The sequence below is a fragment of the Thermococcus celer Vu 13 = JCM 8558 genome, from assembly GCF_002214365.1.
In the GTDB taxonomy this organism is placed as follows: domain Archaea; phylum Methanobacteriota_B; class Thermococci; order Thermococcales; family Thermococcaceae; genus Thermococcus; species Thermococcus celer.
This window is the reverse complement of the sequence record NZ_CP014854.1, coordinates 977557-992995: the sequence shown is the minus strand read 5'-3', so window position 1 is coordinate 992995 and position 15439 is coordinate 977557. Positions and strand designations below refer to the sequence as shown.

Below are 15439 nucleotides of genomic sequence, written 5' to 3'. Positions count from 1 at the left end.
CCCGTTAAAAGGGCTGGCACGCCCTCCCCCGATTTCTGGTGCCCCTAATCCTGTCTGAGTCAAAGTCCAACGAACTCCCACCCCCTTCTGTGGGTTTCTATGCCCTCCGTTTTCACTCCCAGGGCTTTTATCTCCTTCCTCAGCCTCCACAGAAACTCCCCAAAGGCCTTCTCCACGGTTAGAGCCTCGTAGCTTTCGGGGTATTCCTCGCGGAGGAGTTCCCGGAATTCCCTTCCTGAGGCGCGGAGGTTGAGAACCTCAAAGAAGTAACGGTCGGCGAAATCCCTCGTTTCCTCGACTATCGCGGAAACGTCGGTTATCTCCGGGATTATCGGGCTGATGAAGACGTAAGTTTTCAGGCCGGATTCGTGGAGCTCCTTCAGGGCGTTAACCCTCGCCTTCTGAATCGGCGTCAGCGGTTCAAAGAGCCTCTTCTCCCTCCCTGTGAAGCCGTTTATCGTCAAACCGACCTCCAAGTTCCCGAACTCCATGAAAAGGCCTATATCCCGGGTTACCAGTGGCGATTTCGTCAGAATGGAGAGTTGATTTCTCTTGTCCATGTACCTGAGGACTCTCCTCGTGAGCTTTAGCTCTGCCTCTAAGGGCTGGTACGCGTCGCTCACCGTCGACATGACGACGCTCCCCGAAACGTGCCTCCTCGCCAGGTCGGGCGCGTTCGTCTTTACCTCGACCCAGCTCCCCCATCTCCCGTAGCCCTTCCACCTCGTCAGAAACTTGGCGTAGCAGTATTCGCATGCGAAGGCACAGCCGACGTACTGGTTGACGGTCCAGTCCACGCCGGGTATCCTCGATTTTGTGTAGATGCCCCTGGCCCGTCTCTCTATAACCCGAACCTTCATAAGGACTTTTTATCCATTCCCCTTAAAAGGTGAGCGGGTATGCGGGTTGAGGTTCGCCGCCGGCCCGTTAAGTACGCGAGGCTCGAGGTGAGGCCGGACGGGACGGTCCTGATTACCGCCCCGGAGGGCTTCGACGTCGATGGCCTCATAGAGAGGCACCGCGGCTGGCTGGAGGGAAAGCTAACCGAGATAGACGGTCTCAGGGAGATAGCCGGCTCCGGCTTTCCAATCAACGGTGAGTTCTACCGGGTGCTTCACGGGAGGAAACCAAGGCTCCACGAGCGGTTCAAGACCATAACCCTCTCCCCCGACCCCGATGAGGTGATTGCCCTCCTGAAGAAGACCCTTCGGAATGATCTCCTCCCCCTCGTGGATTCATACGCCCGGCGGATGGGGGTGGAGCCAGGGAAGGTCTACATCCGGCACCAGCGGAGCCGCTGGGGGAGCTGTTCTCCAAGGGGGAACCTGAGCTTCAACGTCAGGCTGATGGCGATTCCGCGGGAGCTGAGGGAGTACGTCGTGGTTCACGAGCTCGCTCACTTAAGGCATCTCAACCACTCGAAGGCCTTCTGGGAGTTCGTCGGGAGGTTTTACCCCAGCTACAAAACTGCCAGAAAGGAGCTCGGGAAGTGGTGGACGATGATCGAGCTCAATCCGTACTGGAAGTGGCTCGCCGGGGGAGCGGTATGAAGCTTAGGAATCTCCTTAAATTCCTCGCGCTGATGGCCTACGAGGTAATCGTTGGCCTCTTCCTTTTTCTGATACTCCCGGGATGGGGGTTCAGAATCCCCCTCTGGGCCGGATTGCTCGTGATAGCGGTTCTCGTGGCCAAGGACTTTCTCATAGCCCCCTTCGTCCTCGGCGGGGGTGTGGATAAAAGGCCGGCGGTGGGTTCCGAGGGATTGGTGGGGAGAACCGCCGTCGTTGTGGAGGACCTCTCACCGGAGGGCGTCGTTAAGGTCGGTGGGGAGCTCTGGAGGGCCGAGTGCTTGAACGGGAAAGCGAAGAGGGGGGAGTTAGTCCGGGTTATCTCCGTTCGGGGCGCTAAGGTTCTCGTGGAACGCCGAGGGTAGTCAAAGCCCTCGCAACTTCCTCCGGATTGTTGGTCGTGAAAGAGACCGTCCAGCCCTTCTTCTGATGTATCGTGACGCAACTCCTTGCCGGCAGGTTGAAGTGAATCGTCCCGTAGCAGGACGTCCATCCCTCGCCAACCCGGAAGCCCTCGATGTTCTCGATGGGAACCGTCTTTCTGACCACGAGCCCGAGAACGCCCCGTATCCTCAGCTCGCGCTCGTCTATCTCGATCCTGATGGCCATGACGTCCAGAAGCAGGAGGGAAACCCCAGCGGTTATCGCGAGCGCTATCCCAAAACCTTCGCCTGCCCGATACGTCGCGTAGAGACTCGTCAGCATCGCGAGGATCGAGAACAACATAATCGCCTGGAACGGCCTGCTCTCAACCCTCTCCTCGTAGAGCAAGGTACCACCGGAGGAACTTCGCGGCAGAGTTTTTAAAGTCTGGGTCCAAAACCCCCCGGTGGTACGATGGTCAGGATAATGCCCGTTGACAGGCTGAGCGACGACGATGTTAAGGAGATCCTCACGAGGTACAGGAAGATAGCCCTCGTCGGGGCATCACCGAAACCCGAGCGGGCCTCGAACGACGTGATGCGCTACCTCCTCGAGAAGGGCTACGAGGTCTACCCCGTCAACCCCCGCTACGATGAGGTCCTCGGGAGGAAGTGCTACCCGAGCGTCCTCGACATCCCCGACGAGGTGGAGATCGTTGACCTCTTCGTCAGGCCGGAGTTCACGATGGACTACGTCGAGCAGGCAATAGAGAAGGGTGCGAAGGTCGTCTGGTTCCAGTTCAACACGTACAACCGGGAGGCCTTCAGGAAGGCGAAGGAGGCCGGCCTAACCGCGGTTGCCCACAGGTGCATGAAGCAGGAGCATGAGAGGCTGATGGGTTAGGGATTGAACCACCCTTTTTCTCAGTATCCCTTCTCCGTTGTGGTTTCTTTTTTAACCCCTGTACCTCAGCACGTGGATGTCCCTGACGAGTCTGTGGCGCTCCTCGTAGTCGGTGTACCTTCCGAGGACTTCGAAGCCGAGTTTTCTTAGCCACTTCCGTTCCTTTCTGTAAAGCCCGCCACCGCTTAGTTTATACGCCGGGAAGACGAAGACGGCCCTCCCGTTCCTCCTGAGGACATCGGCGAAGCTCTCGAAGACGGAGTAGTAGAATCGGTCCAGTTCGTTGCTCAGCCTTATCGCCTCGCCCTTGCTCGGGTTTCGTTTTAGGGGCTTTCCGAGGTATGGCTCGGTAACCACCGCGTCGAAGCGCCGGCGGAAGCATCTTCCCAGTTTCCTCGCGTCGCAGACCTCGAGGTGGGCCGAGTTCTTCAGGCGGAACTCCCTCCTGAGCCACGCGAGATTCCTTTTCGCTTCCTTTATCCGCGCGGGGTCGCGGTCGCTCCCGTGGGCGTCCAGTCCCTGGAGGACGAACTCCTGAGTTATCGTCCCTATCCCACAGAACGGATCCAAAAAGCTTCCCTTCCGCACCTCGGTCAGGTTCACCATTATCCTCGCGAGCCTTGGGGGGATCGAGAGTACGGGCCTCTGAACGGGTCTCCCAACGTCCAGCTTCTTCAGCTCGAAGGGGTCGGTAACCTTAACCGTCTCCCCAACGGAAAAGCTCCCGTCCTCCCGGAAGAGGAAGACGAAGTCCTTAATCTCCGGAAAGCCCTTCAGGATGAGCTCCGCCGGCATGGAATAAGTTTTGGCGGGCTTGAAGAACTTCGCCGGCCCCTCGGCCTTGAACTCCCGCTTTATCGCGCTCCCCAGCTTCCGCCAGAGCCTCCAGTCGTCCCCGCCGTAGAGGCTGACGGTGAAGAGCCTCGCGTACTCGAGGTCGCGGATGGCGTTCTCGCCCTCTCCCATTACCCTCACCAGCTTGAGGGAACCGCCGAGCCAGTGGAAGTACCTCTCCACCTCGGGGCTCGAGTCAAATAACAGCCAGTTACGATTTTTCTCGATGACCCTTACCTTCAGGTCGAACCTTCTCGAGAACGCGTTAAACTCCGCCTCGCTCAGCCGGGGATTTTTCCCGAATATCACGGCGTACATGGTCGTCCACTCCGGTACGGCCCTTAAAAAAGTTCCGAGGGTTAGGTTAATAAGATGGTGGGCGTAATACAATACACGAAGCGTTAGGTAAAATCCATAAACTATGGGGGATCCGTTTATGCTCGTCAAAGAGGTGCTCGCGTCCGTTGATGTGATTCCCGATCCCTACATAAAATCCGCAACCTACGCTAAAATCGGCGAGAGACTGGCCAGGGCAAAGAACAACCTTTACAAAACCGCCTTTCTCCGTGCCGTCGAGACGGCGAATGAGATAGAGGACCCCGTAACGATGTTCCGTGCCCTTCTCTCCGTGGGTTACTCCATGGAGAAAGCGGGGCTCAAGTCGGGCAAGAGGATATACCGTAGTGTGCTGGAAGACTCCCGAATGCTGCCGGCCCCCCAGAGGGACCTGCTTATGCAGAGCGCCGCGACTTACCTGCTTGCGCTGGGGGATGTGAACGAGGCGGTGACCTACGCCCTCGAGATAGCGAATCCCGAAGTCAGAAACGAGACGCTCCTCGAAGCCCTCCGCGTCAACACCCGCATGATCGAGAAGGAACGCCTGAAGGTGGCCTACCGGCTCAGGAAGAGCAAGCTCATCGTGGATTCCATAGATTCTGAACCCCAGCGTTCCAAGGCGATGCTGGAGCTCATAAAGGCCTATCTCCTCATGGAGAGCTACGAGAATGCCATCTCACTCCTCAAGGAGATAAACACCAAGGACTGGGCGAGGCAGGCCTTCAAGGAGGTCGCCTTCTACCTGAAGGATAAGGGAACACTCGGCCACTACGTAGACACGCTGGAGGCGGCGGCCAACGCCCTTATAGAGAAGTTCGGAAACGACTTCAGGGTGGAGCTTGCCTTCGTCTTCGCCCTCAGCGGTGAAGGGGTTCCCGCAATTGAACTGATCAGGAGCCTTAAGGATGGGGAGAAGGTACTGGTCGATATGGCCCTGGAGCTCCTTGAGCGGGACCACGACGTTCTTCCGAACTTTATCTCGGCCATGAACGAGGAGGAGGCGACCGTTGTAGGAAAGGCCGTGATGAACAGGATCCTTGAACGGCCCGAGAAGGGGGATCCGGCGATTATAAAGGCGATCGGGAACGGCACGACCAGTGAGGAGGTCTGGACCAAGATAGCCCGCTACTACGTTATCCGGGGTGAGCTCGAGGGCGCCGTGAGGATAGCGAACCTTATCAGGGACGGTAGGCTACGCTCGATCATAATGACTGACGTGGCCCACCACCTCCTCAAGGAGGGGGAGGTCGAGAAGGCAATCGATGCCGCGCTGGAGGTCAGGGATCCGAGGTTCTCCTCCATCCTCGTCTCGGAGATCCTCATTAAGGCCCTGGGGGAGGGACTTCGCGGGAGGGTTAAGTCATGGAACGGCTCAAAGCGCTGATAGGAAAAAAAGAGGATAAGATCGATTTCGTTAGTTACCTCATAACAGTCCTCCTGACGAACAAGGAACTATACTCCGATGAGGTTCTCTTCAGGGACGCCGTTGAGGAGATATACCGGACCCTCCGCTCCGAGGTAGTGGAAAAGGGCCGGAAAGAACTCGCGGACGCGTACGAGGATGCCGTTCTCCTTAGAGCGAGTCTCTCGGGCGCCATTGAGCCTCCGGATAAGCTTTTAACCGAGATAAAGAAAGACCTCGCCCGGTGATGACGGTGCTCTTTGAGATGGAGGTCTCCACGGAGGAGAGGTTTCAGGTGGTGGACGTAACCGACGAGGTTCAGCACCTCGTCTGGAAGAGCGACGTTACCAGCGGGATCGTGGTCGTCTTCACGACCCACACCACGACCGGGCTGGCCATAAACGAGAAGGAGGCGGGCCTGATAGAGGACATGAAGGCCAAGATGAAGGAGCTCGTTCCGAAGGGAGCCGGTTACGCCCACGACAGGGTGGACAGCAACGCCCACTCCCATCTGAGGGCGACCCTCCTTCTGAACCCGGAGGTCGTCGTTCCGATAGAGAACGGTGAACTGCTCCTCGGGGCCTGGCAGAGGATCCTCTTCATCGAGCTGGACGGTCCGAGGCACAGGAAGGTTCTGGTGAAGGTCTGCGGCTGTTAGACGTACTGCGCGTAATAGGCCAGCCTCTCTATCAGCTCGTTGAACCCCTCGTAGGTCACCAGCGAGAGCGGTACCGCGTCCTGCTCCAGCCTCTTCCTTATCGTTTCCCTTACCTCCTCGACCCTCTCGGGCGAAACGAGGTCCACCTTGTTGATGACGACTATTATCGGCTTCTCGTAGCGGAACTTGAGGAGGTGATGGAGCTTCTCCATGCCCCTGTGCAGGCCGACCGTGGCGTCGACCATGTGGATGACTATGTCAGAGGAGACTATTTCACGGATTATCTCCTTAAATCGCTCCTCGCTTAGGACCTTTCCTCTGAGCTCCCGCTCCGGGTCGAAGAGGCCGGCGGTGTCGATTAGTACGAACTCGTCGGCCCCTCCGAGGGGGCTCTTCATGCCCTTAGGTATCCTGAGCTTTCCGAAGCGTTTCCTGATGGTTCCCTTCGTCGTCCCCGGGAGGTTCTCAACCTCTGAGACCTTACCGCCAACGAGGGCGTTCATGAGCGTTGACTTGCCGACGTTCTCGGCCCCGATGATCGCAACCTTTATCACCTCATCACCCCCAGGGATATTCAGGGACAGGCCTAATAAAGGTGATGAGCATGACCAGGCGGGTCAAACTCGGTCATCATTACTACTACATCGTTACGGTCGATGAGCTGAACTCCGGGGGTTTTCGCGGTAAGAACGTCGTCATAGAGGGTGTTGTGGAGGATAAACCCCTCGTGGAGTTTCTCCCCATGGAACTGCCCGGTTACAGGACGACCTTCCAAGTCTCCGGCTTTAGGGTCGAGTTCTCGGGGAGTCCGTGCATAGGCAAGGGCGACCGCGTCAGGGTCTACGGAAGGTTCCTCGGCGACTGCATAATGGCGAGCGCCATCGAGACCGAACGGGCGGTCTACACGACGGAGGAGTGAGGATGTCCCTTTTAGACCTTTTCATCGAGGCGGGTAACCTGAAGAGACTTCCAAGGACGGGCTGGTTGCTTGCTGGGGTCCCCAACCCCGAGAGCGTGGCCGAGCACGGCTACCGCGTCGCCCTCATCACGCTCTTTTTAGCGGACGAGCTCGGGGAAAATGGTATCGACGTGGACGTCGGGCGGGCCGTCAAAATAGCCCTCCTTCACGACCTCGCCGAGGCGAGGATAACCGACGTCCCGCTGACGGCTCAGCGCTACCTCAACAAAGCCGAGGCCGAGAGGAAGGCCGCGATGGAGCTCTTCGCGGGGACCTCGAAGCCCGGGGAGTACTTTCAGCTATGGCGCGAGTACGAGGATGGCCTCAGCCGGGAGGGAAAGCTCGTGAGGTTCGCGGACAAACTGGAGATGCTCGTCCAGGCTCTCGAGTACGAGAAAGCGGGCTTTAGGAACCTCGACGATTTTTGGGGGACGCTCGAGGAGCTGAGGGAGAGCGAGTTCTACGGGTATTTTAGGGACCTGGTCGAGGAGCTCGCCGCCCTGCGCGGGGGAAGGCGCTAACCGGCCGCATTTTGCTTTTTGGTGGCGGTCACGCTCTCGGCCATGATCGGTTCCGGGGATGATGCGCCCTCGGAGATTCTGCGGGCATCTGACGGTGGTTACGTAATCTTCGGGACCATGAATCCCCTCGGAAGGCTCGAAAGGGACTATCTGGTGACCGTAAGGAAGGATGGAAAGACGAAGCTTTTCTCCCCGGTTCCGGCCTTCCTCGAGAAGTTCCTGCTACAGCCGAAGGAGATACTTGAGAAGGACGTCGAACCGCTGGAAAAACTCATCGGGATAATCTTGGATGACACGAAATCGGAGGAGCACAGGGCAAAGCTCCGGGAGGTGCTCTCGGGTTTGAAGGCACTGGAGTGCATTATCCGCAGGATAATCGAGATGGAAGAGGAGGAGATGGAATGCGTTAAACGGTGACATTACGCGGGTTTAAGTTTGTTCATGGGTTGTTCGGAACGTCAACTTCCCACTTTTCTCCCACAGTTGTTTAACGTTGCCATCTTCTGTTCAGAAAAACGCTATATAGGTTCGCTTCCAAAACTCCATGGTGTTGTCATGTCCCTGAAGGAAGTTCTGAAGGAGGAACCCCACACGGGGTATATGCTGACCAACGAAGCCATCGTCAGGGCCGCGCTGGAAGCCGATGTCAAGGTCACGGCCTTCTACCCCGGCTCGCCCCAGACCGAGATTCTGGACACCTTCGACAGGGTCTCCCACCACCGCGACGATATCGCGGTCGAGATAGCCGCAAACGAGAAGGTGGCCCTCGAGACGGTTGCGGGAGCGGCCTTCGTCGGCCTCAGGGGATTTACCTCAATGAAGAGCGTTGGAGGAAACGTGGCCTCGGACACCCTCTACTCCCTCGCCTACACCGGCGTTAGGGGCGGTCTCGTCGTGGTAATAGCGGACGACCCCTACGCCCACTCCTCCCAGTCGGAGCAGGACGGCCGGTGGTTCGGCTACACCGCCTACCTGCCGATGCTCGAGCCATCCAACCCCCAGGAAGCCTACGAGATGGTGAAGAAGGCCTTCGAGATAAGCGAGAGGTACGGAAGCGTCGTTCTCGTCAGGACGACGACGAGGGTTAACCACCAGAGCGGCCTCGTAACCGTTGGAAAACTCGAGAGGACGCCCTTCGAGAGACTTTCGTGGAAGGAGAACAGGAGGAGCTACGCCACGGTCGGCTCCCTCGCGAGGAAGTTCAAGGCGGAGCTCCTTGAGAAGATCGCGCGGATGAGGGAGGACCCGGAGCTCCTGGCCTTAAACCGCGTTGAGTTCTTCGATGGGAGGGAGCTCAGGGAGGCGAAGCCGGAAGATGCTAAGGGCGTCGGTATCGTAACCTCGGGTGTCCCGTACTCCTACGTCCTCGAGAGCCTTGAGAAGCTCGGCGGGAAAGCCTACATCCTAAAGCTCGGTGTCCTGAACCCCATCTCCGAGAAGCTCCTCGGAGACTTCATAGAGGGGCTCGAGAAGGTGGTCGTCGTCGAGGAACTCTCGCCCTACATCGAGGGCTTCGTGAGGGAGGTTGCCAAGGAGAGGAACCCGGAGCTTGAGGTAATCGGTAAGAGGAGCGGCCACTTCCTCGAGATGCTGGAGTACAACGTGCCGGTAGTTATAAAGGTTCTCGCGGAGGCCCTCGGGAAGGAGATGCCATTCGATTACGAGGGCCACTTCAAGAAAATGTGGGAGCTCGCCAGGTTCGCCCCGCCGAGGATGCCAACCTTCTGCGCGGGCTGTCCCCACAGGGCCACCTTCTGGGCCCTCAGGAGGGCCATGGGAAGAATTGAGAACTACTACCTCGCCAACGACATCGGTTGCTACTCCATGCTCGCCCTCGAACACATCGGCTGGACCGACTCCCTGCTCGCCATGGGGGCCTCGCTCGGCATAGCCCACGGGGTCCAGCACTCGGCCAAGGAGCGGGTGGTGGCGGTGGTCGGCGACTCGACGTTCTTCCACGCCGCCCTGCCGGGGATAGTCAACGCCATACGCAACAACTCCCGGATGACGCTGGTTATCCTCGACAACGCGGTGACGGCAATGACCGGCCAGCAGGCCCACCCGGGCAGCCCGAAGAAGGTCAACCCCTACGAGAAGAGGCTCGACATAGAGTCCGTTCTCCGGGGCCTCGGGGTCGAGAAGATAGTCGTGGTGGACTCCTTCCAGGCGAGGAAGAACATCGGGAAGTTCAGGGAGGCTTTGAAGCACGACGGCCTCTCGGTGATAATATCCCGCGGCGAATGCGCCCTCTATCACTTCCGGGAGTACCGTCGCGCCGGCGGCAAGATAGTCCCCTACTTCATCGATAAGGACGCCTGCGAGCGGGCCTACAACTGCATCCGCGACTTCGGGTGTCCGGCGATAGTCATAGACGAGGAGGACAAGAAGGCCAAGATACTCCCGGAGGTCTGCGTCGGCTGCGGCGTCTGCGCCCAGCTCTGCCCTCACAACGCGATACACTCGACGGCCATCCTCTATGGCGGCGAGGACAAACCCTACGTGACCATCGAGGATTACCGGGAGCTCGAGGAGATAATGCTGAGGAGGGGAAGGCAATGAACGTGATTTACTGCGGCGTCGGCGGTCAGGGGATAGTGCTGATGTCCAACATCGTCGGGGAGGCCTGTGCCCGGAAGGGAATTCACGTCGTCAGCGGCGAGCTCCACGGCCTCTCCCAGAGGAGCGGCTCGGTGATAGTCCACCAGCGCATAGGTAAGGGCGTCTCACCCCTCATCCCCTACGGCGAGGCGGACGTCATCCTCGCCCTCGAGCCCATGGAAGCGCTGCGCTACATCTACTTCCTCCGGCCCGGCGGAAAGGTCATAACGAACACCCGCCTCATCCACCACCCCTACGAGACGGAGAGCTTCGTGAAGGGCAAGCTCGACCGCTACGTGACCTACGATGAGATAATCGGCAAGATAAAGGAGTCCGGCGCGGAGCTCTACGAGATAGACGCCCTTAAACTCGCCGAGGAAGCGGGAACCGCCCTGGCCCAGAACGTCGTCCTCGTCGGGGCCTTAAGCGCCCTTCCTGAGTTTCCGATAGATAGGGATACCATGCTCGAGGCCGTCAAGGCCAGCGTGCCCGAGAAGGCCGTGGATGCGAACGTCAGGGCATTCGAGCTGGGCTATGAGGCAATGAAGAAACTCCTCTGACCCATATTTTCTTTTTCCGGCTTGTTCCCCGAATCCGTTCCATCAAAAAGTTAAAGGCAAAAAGGCAGGTTTTGGCCGGTAACGGATCTAAAGGTACTCCCAGACGCCGTAGCCCTTGAAGTTGTGGACTATCGTCTTCGTGGTGGTCAGCTGTTCTATCGAGTAGCCTATCCCTTCCCTGCCAACTCCGCTGTCCTTCACGCCGCCGAAGGGGTAGTAGCCTATCCCGTGGCGCGGGTACTCGTTTATGAAGACGCTTCCGACCTCGAGCTTCCTCGCGACCTTCCTCGCCCTCCTCTCGCACTCGCTGAACACCGCCGCGTCCAGGCCGAAGCGGGATGAGTTGGCGATTCTAACGGCCTCGTCCTCGTCCCTGACCTTAATCAGGAGCGTCAGCGGGCCGAAGACGTCCTCCCGAAACGCCCTCAGCTCCCCGACCTTCTCTCTGTCCACTTCCAGGAGAATTGGCCACACGTAGTTCCCCTCCCTCCTGAATGGGGTGAGGGCCTTTGCACCCTTCGCTATTGCGTCCCTGTAAATTTCCTCGATGTACTCCGCGGATTTACCGTCGATGAGCGGCCCCATGATGGCTTTCTCGTCCTCCAGCGGGTTCCTCGGCTCTATTCCTTCGAGCTTTTTGAGCAACCTCTCCCTGAGTTCGTCGTAGATGCCCTCCTGGGCGAGCACGAGCCTTATCGCGTCGCAGCGCTGTCCCGAGTAGCTCACCATCCCCTTGACTATCTTCTCGCTCGCGAGCTCTGGATCCGCGTCGTCCAGCACTATCGCCGGGTCCTTTCCGCCCAGCTCCAGGTTATAGGACTTTATGCCGCCCGTTTTTATTATGTGCTCGCCGACCTCCGTGCTCCCCGTGAAGGTTATCGCCCGTATACGCTTATCGCTCACCACGCCGTCCATCATGCGACCGGGTATCGTCATGAGGGATAAACTCTCCTTCGGAAAGCCCGCGAGCTCGAGGACCCTCGTGAACAGCACCGCCGCGAGGGGATCGGCCGATGCGGGCTTCAGGATGACCGCGTTTCCGCTGAGGAGCGCTGGAATAACCTTTGCCGCAGAGATGAACAGCGGGTAGTTGAAGGGGCTTATCGCGAGGACGACCCCGTAGGGTTCCCGCTTGACTATGCCCTCGCTCTCGAGGGTTTCCTCGCTCCAGTCGCCGGGGACGTAGTCGCCCAGAAGTCTCCTTGACTCGAAGGTGCTCTTCTCCAGTCTCTCTATCGTCGCCTTCGTCTCCCCCGTCGCGTTGCCCTTTGGTTTCCCGGCGTCCAGTATCAGAACGTTCACGAAGTCATCGAACGCCTCCCTCATCAGTTCCGCGGCCTTCAGAAAGCTCTTCACCCTCTTCTCGCCGGGGTAGTTCCTTATCTCCTCCCGTCCTTTCTCGTAAACCGCCGCGATGGCCTCCTCCACCTGCTCTTTGCCGAGGATGGAAACCCTCGCTATCACCCTTCCGTCTATCGGGCTCACGACGTCCGAGAGGCGCTCCCCAAAGACCCACTTCCCCGCCACGTAGGTCTTGAACTCCGGGATTCCATCCTCACCCGGCCGGTGTATGTCCCGGAACATCTCGTGTAGCACAAATCTGTTCATTTTTATTCACCAGAGAGTAATAGTCCTCAAAAATATAAAAACCTTTTCCCGTCAAAGTGAAGCCCCCGCGGGTCTCATCCGTTGAGGGTATTCCGTTTCGGAGTTAGGTTTTACAAAATGGAAACCAACGACCCCCAAGTATATGGCAAAGCGACGGGATGACGGCCGTGTGAATGGCTCTTTGAATATCCTCAAAGGCCGGTTTCGGAACCTTTATCTTCTCTGAAGTCCAGTTATTGTCATGATGCGAGGTCTCAGGTACTCCGGAATAACCGGTGTTTTGACTTACTGGCTCTTCGTTGCCTGGAGCATAAGGGAGAATCCCTGGTTCAGCTTCACCAAAAACGCCCTCAGCGACCTCGGTTCGCCCGAAAAGGCCAGCGCCCCGTGGATCTACAACTACGGCCTCATTATTACGTCCCTCTTCGTGCTGGCCTTTTCGGTCTGTTTGGTACTCTCCGCTGAAAACAAGCTCCAGACCGTCGGGGGAGCCTACGTCAGCGTATCCTCGCTCTTTCTGGCCCTCATCGGGGTCTTTCATGCAGGCACGAGGCCCCACACCTTCGTCTCGACCTACTTCTTCGTTCAGTTCTTCCTGGGGATGTTGCTCTACGGGGTGGCTTCGAGGGATAGGGCCATTCGCTACGGTTCCGTTGCCCTCTTCGCGCTCGCGGTGCTGGGGACGCCCGTAAGCTGGCCCTCGGCGGCGCTGATAGAGACCTACGAAATAGCGTTGATAGCGATCTTCACCATGCTGGTTGCGGTTAAGCACTGAAAGTGTTTCTGTTTAATTATTTTCATTTTGAAAACACAACCGTTATAAACTTCGACGACTAACTTCATCTATAAGTCACTTGAAGTTCTTCTACGTTTTTTACCGTCTCGTGACTGCAAGAAAGTGGTTAAGATGAAAGGAAAAACCATAGCGGGCTTTGCCCTGCTTTTAGGAATTGTGATGGTCGGGGCCTTTATTTCGGGCTGTATCGGCCAGGGAACCGTTACGAGAACCGTGAGTTCGCCAAGTCCAAGTCCCTCGGGAACTTCCGTTGGGACGTCTACCAAAACCCAAAGTCCCGCTCCGGGAAACGAGTGGGAGCCGAAGGAAAAGGAGCTGACGGCGCTCGTAGATGAATATGATAAAGAAATAGTGGACACTGGAGAAAAGCTCGCCAAAACGGGCTTTGAACTCCAGAGCGAGGAAATCATGAAGTGGGACAGAACCTCGACGGAACTCCTCAAGATGGCCAGAGAGGAGAAGGACCCGAAGACCAAAGTCCTTATTCTCAACGGCCTCGCCATGCTCAGGTACCACGAGCTAACTAACGTGAGGGCCCTTGCGGGAATCGGTGCCCTCGAGCGCGCCTACTGGGAGAACGCCACCACCGGCGAGCCTATTGAGCCATTCTACAGCATGAGGGGAACCTTCTTCTACGTCTCGGGGAAGGGGATAGAAGAGCTGGACAGGGCCGGAATAGTGGAGAGGATGAAGACGGTTAGGGGCTACAAAATGGAGAGCCTCGAGATATACCACTTCGGAACCGGGAGCACCCTAAGGGCCATCCGCGAGGGCGGGAGGACCGTGGGAGCCGGCCAGGTGGTCTCCATCCGCGTGGGTGCAAAGAACGGCTTCAGGATGGAGGCGGTGAACGGTACGGGCTCCGAGCTTTTGCTAATTGACCCCAACACGGGAGAAACCGTCATGAGGATCGCCCCCGACAAAAACGGCGTTTACTCCGTTCCCCCGCTCAACACCACGCTCGTTGGAATGGCCGACGATGAGGGTTTCTGTTACAAGAAGCTCCCCCTCGACAGTCACACGCTGAACACCATACCCGAGGGTCCCGATGAGCCTCTGATATGCCCCTCGCCGCAGATAGCGCCCTTCATCTTTGAGCCCACCGACGATGGCGTCACGCCCGTCCCGGTTGAGGACCTCTACCTTCTCCCTGGCAAGTACACGGTAACGACCCTCGTCATGAAGGCCGACCTCAAGGAGCTCGCCGAACAGCTCGTCAACGTCAACATGAGGGTTGGCGGCGGGTCAATTGGAGTCGAGACCCCCAAGAAGGCCCTCGACGCCTTTCAGGACGCCCAAACCAAGGGCTATTCGGCGGAGATGGGAACCCCGGCAGAGGCGTGCTCCTGCACGGTTAGCCCCCTGCTCAAGGACGTCTTTGGCAGGGCTTTCGGCGGGCCCTTCGGTGAGGTTCCCGAGCCAAAGGCCCTCAACATCACCTTCGGAAACGGGCCCTACATCCCCATCGCCTGGGATAAGCTCGAGAACCAGAGCTCCATCGTTGTGGTCTACGCCATCACCGACTCCAGCGGTAACACGCTGATAGCCATCGGCGACCCCGGTGTCAAACAGGGAACGAAAAAGCCCTCGACGAACAGACTGGCCAGCAACTACCTCGACAGGACCTACATCGAGGTCTTCACGGGCAGAAACGCGGCTGGAGAGGAGATAAATGTGGTCGCCTTCAAGATACTCAACCCCGACGGGACGGTTGGGTTTAGGACCACCGCCCTCCTCAGGCGTGGAAGGGTCGTTATGGCGGCCGTGCCCCTGTCAACGGACACGGAGAAGTGAAGGGGAAAAGAATCAATTGTTTTTCCTTTTTCTTTCTGTGAGGAGAGGCATAATGGCGAGAGCGATCATAGTTCCCGGCCCGCAGATTCCACCGCCCGAGTTGGTGCGTGATTTGGGGATATTATTCGGATTGCTCGTTGATGGGTTTGTTGTGGCTGTCTCACCAGGCTCCGTGGACACGGTTTCTATTTTAACGACCGTGAGCTTGACGGGGAGTGAACCGCTCTTGAGAACGGTGTAAACCTTGCTCGCCTCCTGCTCAGCAGTAAGCTTATCGGGCGATCTTCTCGATATCTCCCCATACTGAATTGGATTTCCAACCGTTAGAGCCTCACCGAGGGAGTATGGACCGTACAGGCCAAGAACCTGGGCTATAAGCCCATAGTCACTCTCTTCTGGCTTCCCCTTAACATACTTAACGGTCAGGTTCATTCCCTCGAGCTCCGTCTGAAGTTCCTGCGGAACGTCAACGAGGACCACCTTGTCCTTGCCCTCCGCGAGCCCGGCTATCTCACCTGCGCTCTGGTTGGCGTAGGCAAC

At 58.0% G+C, this 15439-nt stretch carries 19 protein-coding genes; 13 read left to right on the top strand and 6 right to left on the bottom strand.

Annotated features, from left to right (window positions below):
* Positions 1-59: 59 nt before the first annotated feature.
* Positions 60-860: an SPL family radical SAM protein gene (locus tag A3L02_RS05580; RefSeq protein ID WP_088863006.1), complete on the bottom strand. Its 801-nt coding sequence runs from the start codon at positions 858-860 to the stop codon at positions 60-62.
* Between the two features lie 39 nt (positions 861-899).
* Between A3L02_RS05580 and A3L02_RS05575 the strand changes: the two genes are divergently transcribed.
* The gene (locus A3L02_RS05575; RefSeq protein WP_088863005.1) at positions 900-1550 is read left to right on the top strand and encodes a M48 family metallopeptidase; all 651 of its coding nucleotides are present in this window, start codon (positions 900-902) and stop codon (positions 1548-1550) included.
* Positions 1547-1933: an NfeD family protein gene (locus tag A3L02_RS05570; RefSeq protein WP_088863004.1), complete on the top strand. Its 387-nt coding sequence runs from the start codon at positions 1547-1549 to the stop codon at positions 1931-1933. Before A3L02_RS05575 ends, A3L02_RS05570 begins: the two co-directional genes overlap by 4 nt.
* On the opposite strand, the gene A3L02_RS05565 is transcribed toward A3L02_RS05570, so the two are convergent.
* The gene (locus A3L02_RS05565) at positions 1905-2339 is read right to left on the bottom strand and encodes a hypothetical protein (protein ID WP_237268576.1); all 435 of its coding nucleotides are present in this window, start codon (positions 2337-2339) and stop codon (positions 1905-1907) included. The genes A3L02_RS05570 and A3L02_RS05565 overlap by 29 nt on opposite strands.
* 66 nt (positions 2340-2405) lie before the next feature.
* Here A3L02_RS05565 and A3L02_RS05560 point away from each other — a divergent pair, with 66 nt between their 5' ends.
* Complete coding sequence (locus tag A3L02_RS05560; RefSeq protein ID WP_088863003.1) at positions 2406-2834, top strand: CoA-binding protein; 429 nt, start codon at positions 2406-2408, stop codon at positions 2832-2834.
* Between the two features lie 51 nt (positions 2835-2885).
* On the opposite strand, the gene A3L02_RS05555 is transcribed toward A3L02_RS05560, so the two are convergent.
* Positions 2886-3986, bottom strand: a complete 1101-nt coding sequence (locus A3L02_RS05555; RefSeq protein WP_088863002.1) for a TRM11 family SAM-dependent methyltransferase — start codon at positions 3984-3986, stop codon at positions 2886-2888.
* A 118-nt stretch (positions 3987-4104) separates the two neighbouring features.
* Here A3L02_RS05555 and A3L02_RS05550 point away from each other — a divergent pair, with 118 nt between their 5' ends.
* From A3L02_RS05550 to A3L02_RS05540, 3 genes are read left to right on the top strand one after another with little or no spacing between them, the layout of a single operon-like run.
* On the top strand, positions 4105-5388 hold the full coding sequence (locus tag A3L02_RS05550) for a prenyltransferase (protein WP_088863001.1): 1284 nt from the start codon (positions 4105-4107) through the stop codon (positions 5386-5388).
* The gene (locus tag A3L02_RS05545; RefSeq protein ID WP_054834185.1) at positions 5367-5654 is read left to right on the top strand and encodes a hypothetical protein; all 288 of its coding nucleotides are present in this window, start codon (positions 5367-5369) and stop codon (positions 5652-5654) included. The genes A3L02_RS05550 and A3L02_RS05545 overlap by 22 nt, the downstream gene beginning before the upstream one ends.
* Before the next feature lie 5 nt (positions 5655-5659).
* Positions 5660-6064, top strand: coding sequence for a secondary thiamine-phosphate synthase enzyme YjbQ (locus tag A3L02_RS05540; protein WP_088863000.1), 405 nt, complete (start codon positions 5660-5662; stop codon positions 6062-6064).
* Here the strand turns inward: A3L02_RS05540 and A3L02_RS05535 are convergent.
* Entirely contained in the window at positions 6061-6618 is a 558-nt protein-coding gene (locus A3L02_RS05535) for an Era-like GTP-binding protein (RefSeq protein ID WP_088862999.1), read from the bottom strand. The two genes, A3L02_RS05540 and A3L02_RS05535, sit on opposite strands and share 4 nt — an antisense overlap.
* Before the next feature lie 50 nt (positions 6619-6668).
* Between A3L02_RS05535 and A3L02_RS05530 the strand changes: the two genes are divergently transcribed.
* From A3L02_RS05530 to iorB, 5 genes are all read left to right on the top strand, one after another.
* Complete coding sequence (locus A3L02_RS05530) at positions 6669-6983, top strand: GTP-binding protein (RefSeq protein WP_088862998.1); 315 nt, start codon at positions 6669-6671, stop codon at positions 6981-6983.
* 2 nt (positions 6984-6985) lie between these two features.
* Complete coding sequence (locus A3L02_RS05525) at positions 6986-7543, top strand: HD domain-containing protein (protein WP_088862997.1); 558 nt, start codon at positions 6986-6988, stop codon at positions 7541-7543.
* 21 nt (positions 7544-7564) lie between these two features.
* Complete coding sequence (locus tag A3L02_RS05520) at positions 7565-7960, top strand: hypothetical protein (protein WP_088862996.1); 396 nt, start codon at positions 7565-7567, stop codon at positions 7958-7960.
* Between the two features lie 138 nt (positions 7961-8098).
* Complete coding sequence (locus A3L02_RS05515; RefSeq protein WP_162287194.1) at positions 8099-10102, top strand: thiamine pyrophosphate-dependent enzyme; 2004 nt, start codon at positions 8099-8101, stop codon at positions 10100-10102.
* Complete coding sequence (iorB, locus tag A3L02_RS05510) at positions 10099-10701, top strand: indolepyruvate ferredoxin oxidoreductase subunit beta (protein WP_088862994.1); 603 nt, start codon at positions 10099-10101, stop codon at positions 10699-10701. The genes A3L02_RS05515 and iorB overlap by 4 nt, the downstream gene beginning before the upstream one ends.
* Before the next feature lie 87 nt (positions 10702-10788).
* On the opposite strand, the gene gapN is transcribed toward iorB, so the two are convergent.
* A complete protein-coding gene (gapN, locus tag A3L02_RS05505; protein WP_088862993.1) occupies positions 10789-12309 on the bottom strand; it encodes an NADP-dependent glyceraldehyde-3-phosphate dehydrogenase in 1521 nt (506 codons plus the stop codon).
* Positions 12310-12550: 241 nt separating this feature from the next.
* On the opposite strand from gapN, the gene A3L02_RS05500 reads away from it, so the two are divergent.
* Together A3L02_RS05500 and A3L02_RS05495 are read left to right on the top strand one after the other, a co-directional pair.
* Positions 12551-13084, top strand: coding sequence for a DUF998 domain-containing protein (locus tag A3L02_RS05500; RefSeq protein ID WP_237268575.1), 534 nt, complete (start codon positions 12551-12553; stop codon positions 13082-13084).
* Positions 13085-13207: 123 nt separating this feature from the next.
* Positions 13208-14899 (top strand): hypothetical protein, encoded by a 1692-nt coding sequence (locus tag A3L02_RS05495; RefSeq protein WP_157895738.1) that lies wholly within the window; start codon positions 13208-13210, stop codon positions 14897-14899.
* Positions 14900-14911: 12 nt separating this feature from the next.
* Here the strand turns inward: A3L02_RS05495 and A3L02_RS05490 are convergent, their stop codons facing one another.
* Positions 14912-15379, bottom strand: a complete 468-nt coding sequence (locus A3L02_RS05490; protein WP_088862991.1) for a CGP-CTERM sorting domain-containing protein — start codon at positions 15377-15379, stop codon at positions 14912-14914.
* Positions 15380-15439: the final 60 nt, after the last annotated feature.

Bases quoted from the DNA above. Each gene is read 5' to 3' on its own strand.
- A3L02_RS05550 (WP_088863001.1), top strand. From the start codon at position 4,105: ATGCTCGTCAAAGAGGTGCTCGCGTCCGTTGATGTGATTCCCGATCCC.
- A3L02_RS05515 (WP_162287194.1), top strand. From the start codon at position 8,099: ATGTCCCTGAAGGAAGTTCTGAAGGAGGAACCCCACACGGGGTATATG.
- A3L02_RS05500 (WP_237268575.1), top strand. From the start codon at position 12,551: ATGATGCGAGGTCTCAGGTACTCCGGAATAACCGGTGTTTTGACTTAC.
- A3L02_RS05530 (WP_088862998.1), top strand. From the start codon at position 6,669: ATGACCAGGCGGGTCAAACTCGGTCATCATTACTACTACATCGTTACG.
- A3L02_RS05580 (WP_088863006.1), bottom strand. From the start codon at position 860: ATGAAGGTTCGGGTTATAGAGAGACGGGCCAGGGGCATCTACACAAAA.
- A3L02_RS05570 (WP_088863004.1), top strand. From the start codon at position 1,547: ATGAAGCTTAGGAATCTCCTTAAATTCCTCGCGCTGATGGCCTACGAG.
- A3L02_RS05560 (WP_088863003.1), top strand. From the start codon at position 2,406: ATGGTCAGGATAATGCCCGTTGACAGGCTGAGCGACGACGATGTTAAG.
- iorB (WP_088862994.1), top strand. From the start codon at position 10,099: ATGAACGTGATTTACTGCGGCGTCGGCGGTCAGGGGATAGTGCTGATG.
- gapN (WP_088862993.1), bottom strand. From the start codon at position 12,309: ATGAACAGATTTGTGCTACACGAGATGTTCCGGGACATACACCGGCCG.
- A3L02_RS05545 (WP_054834185.1), top strand. From the start codon at position 5,367: ATGGAACGGCTCAAAGCGCTGATAGGAAAAAAAGAGGATAAGATCGAT.
- A3L02_RS05555 (WP_088863002.1), bottom strand. From the start codon at position 3,986: ATGTACGCCGTGATATTCGGGAAAAATCCCCGGCTGAGCGAGGCGGAG.
- A3L02_RS05575 (WP_088863005.1), top strand. From the start codon at position 900: ATGCGGGTTGAGGTTCGCCGCCGGCCCGTTAAGTACGCGAGGCTCGAG.
- A3L02_RS05525 (WP_088862997.1), top strand. From the start codon at position 6,986: ATGTCCCTTTTAGACCTTTTCATCGAGGCGGGTAACCTGAAGAGACTT.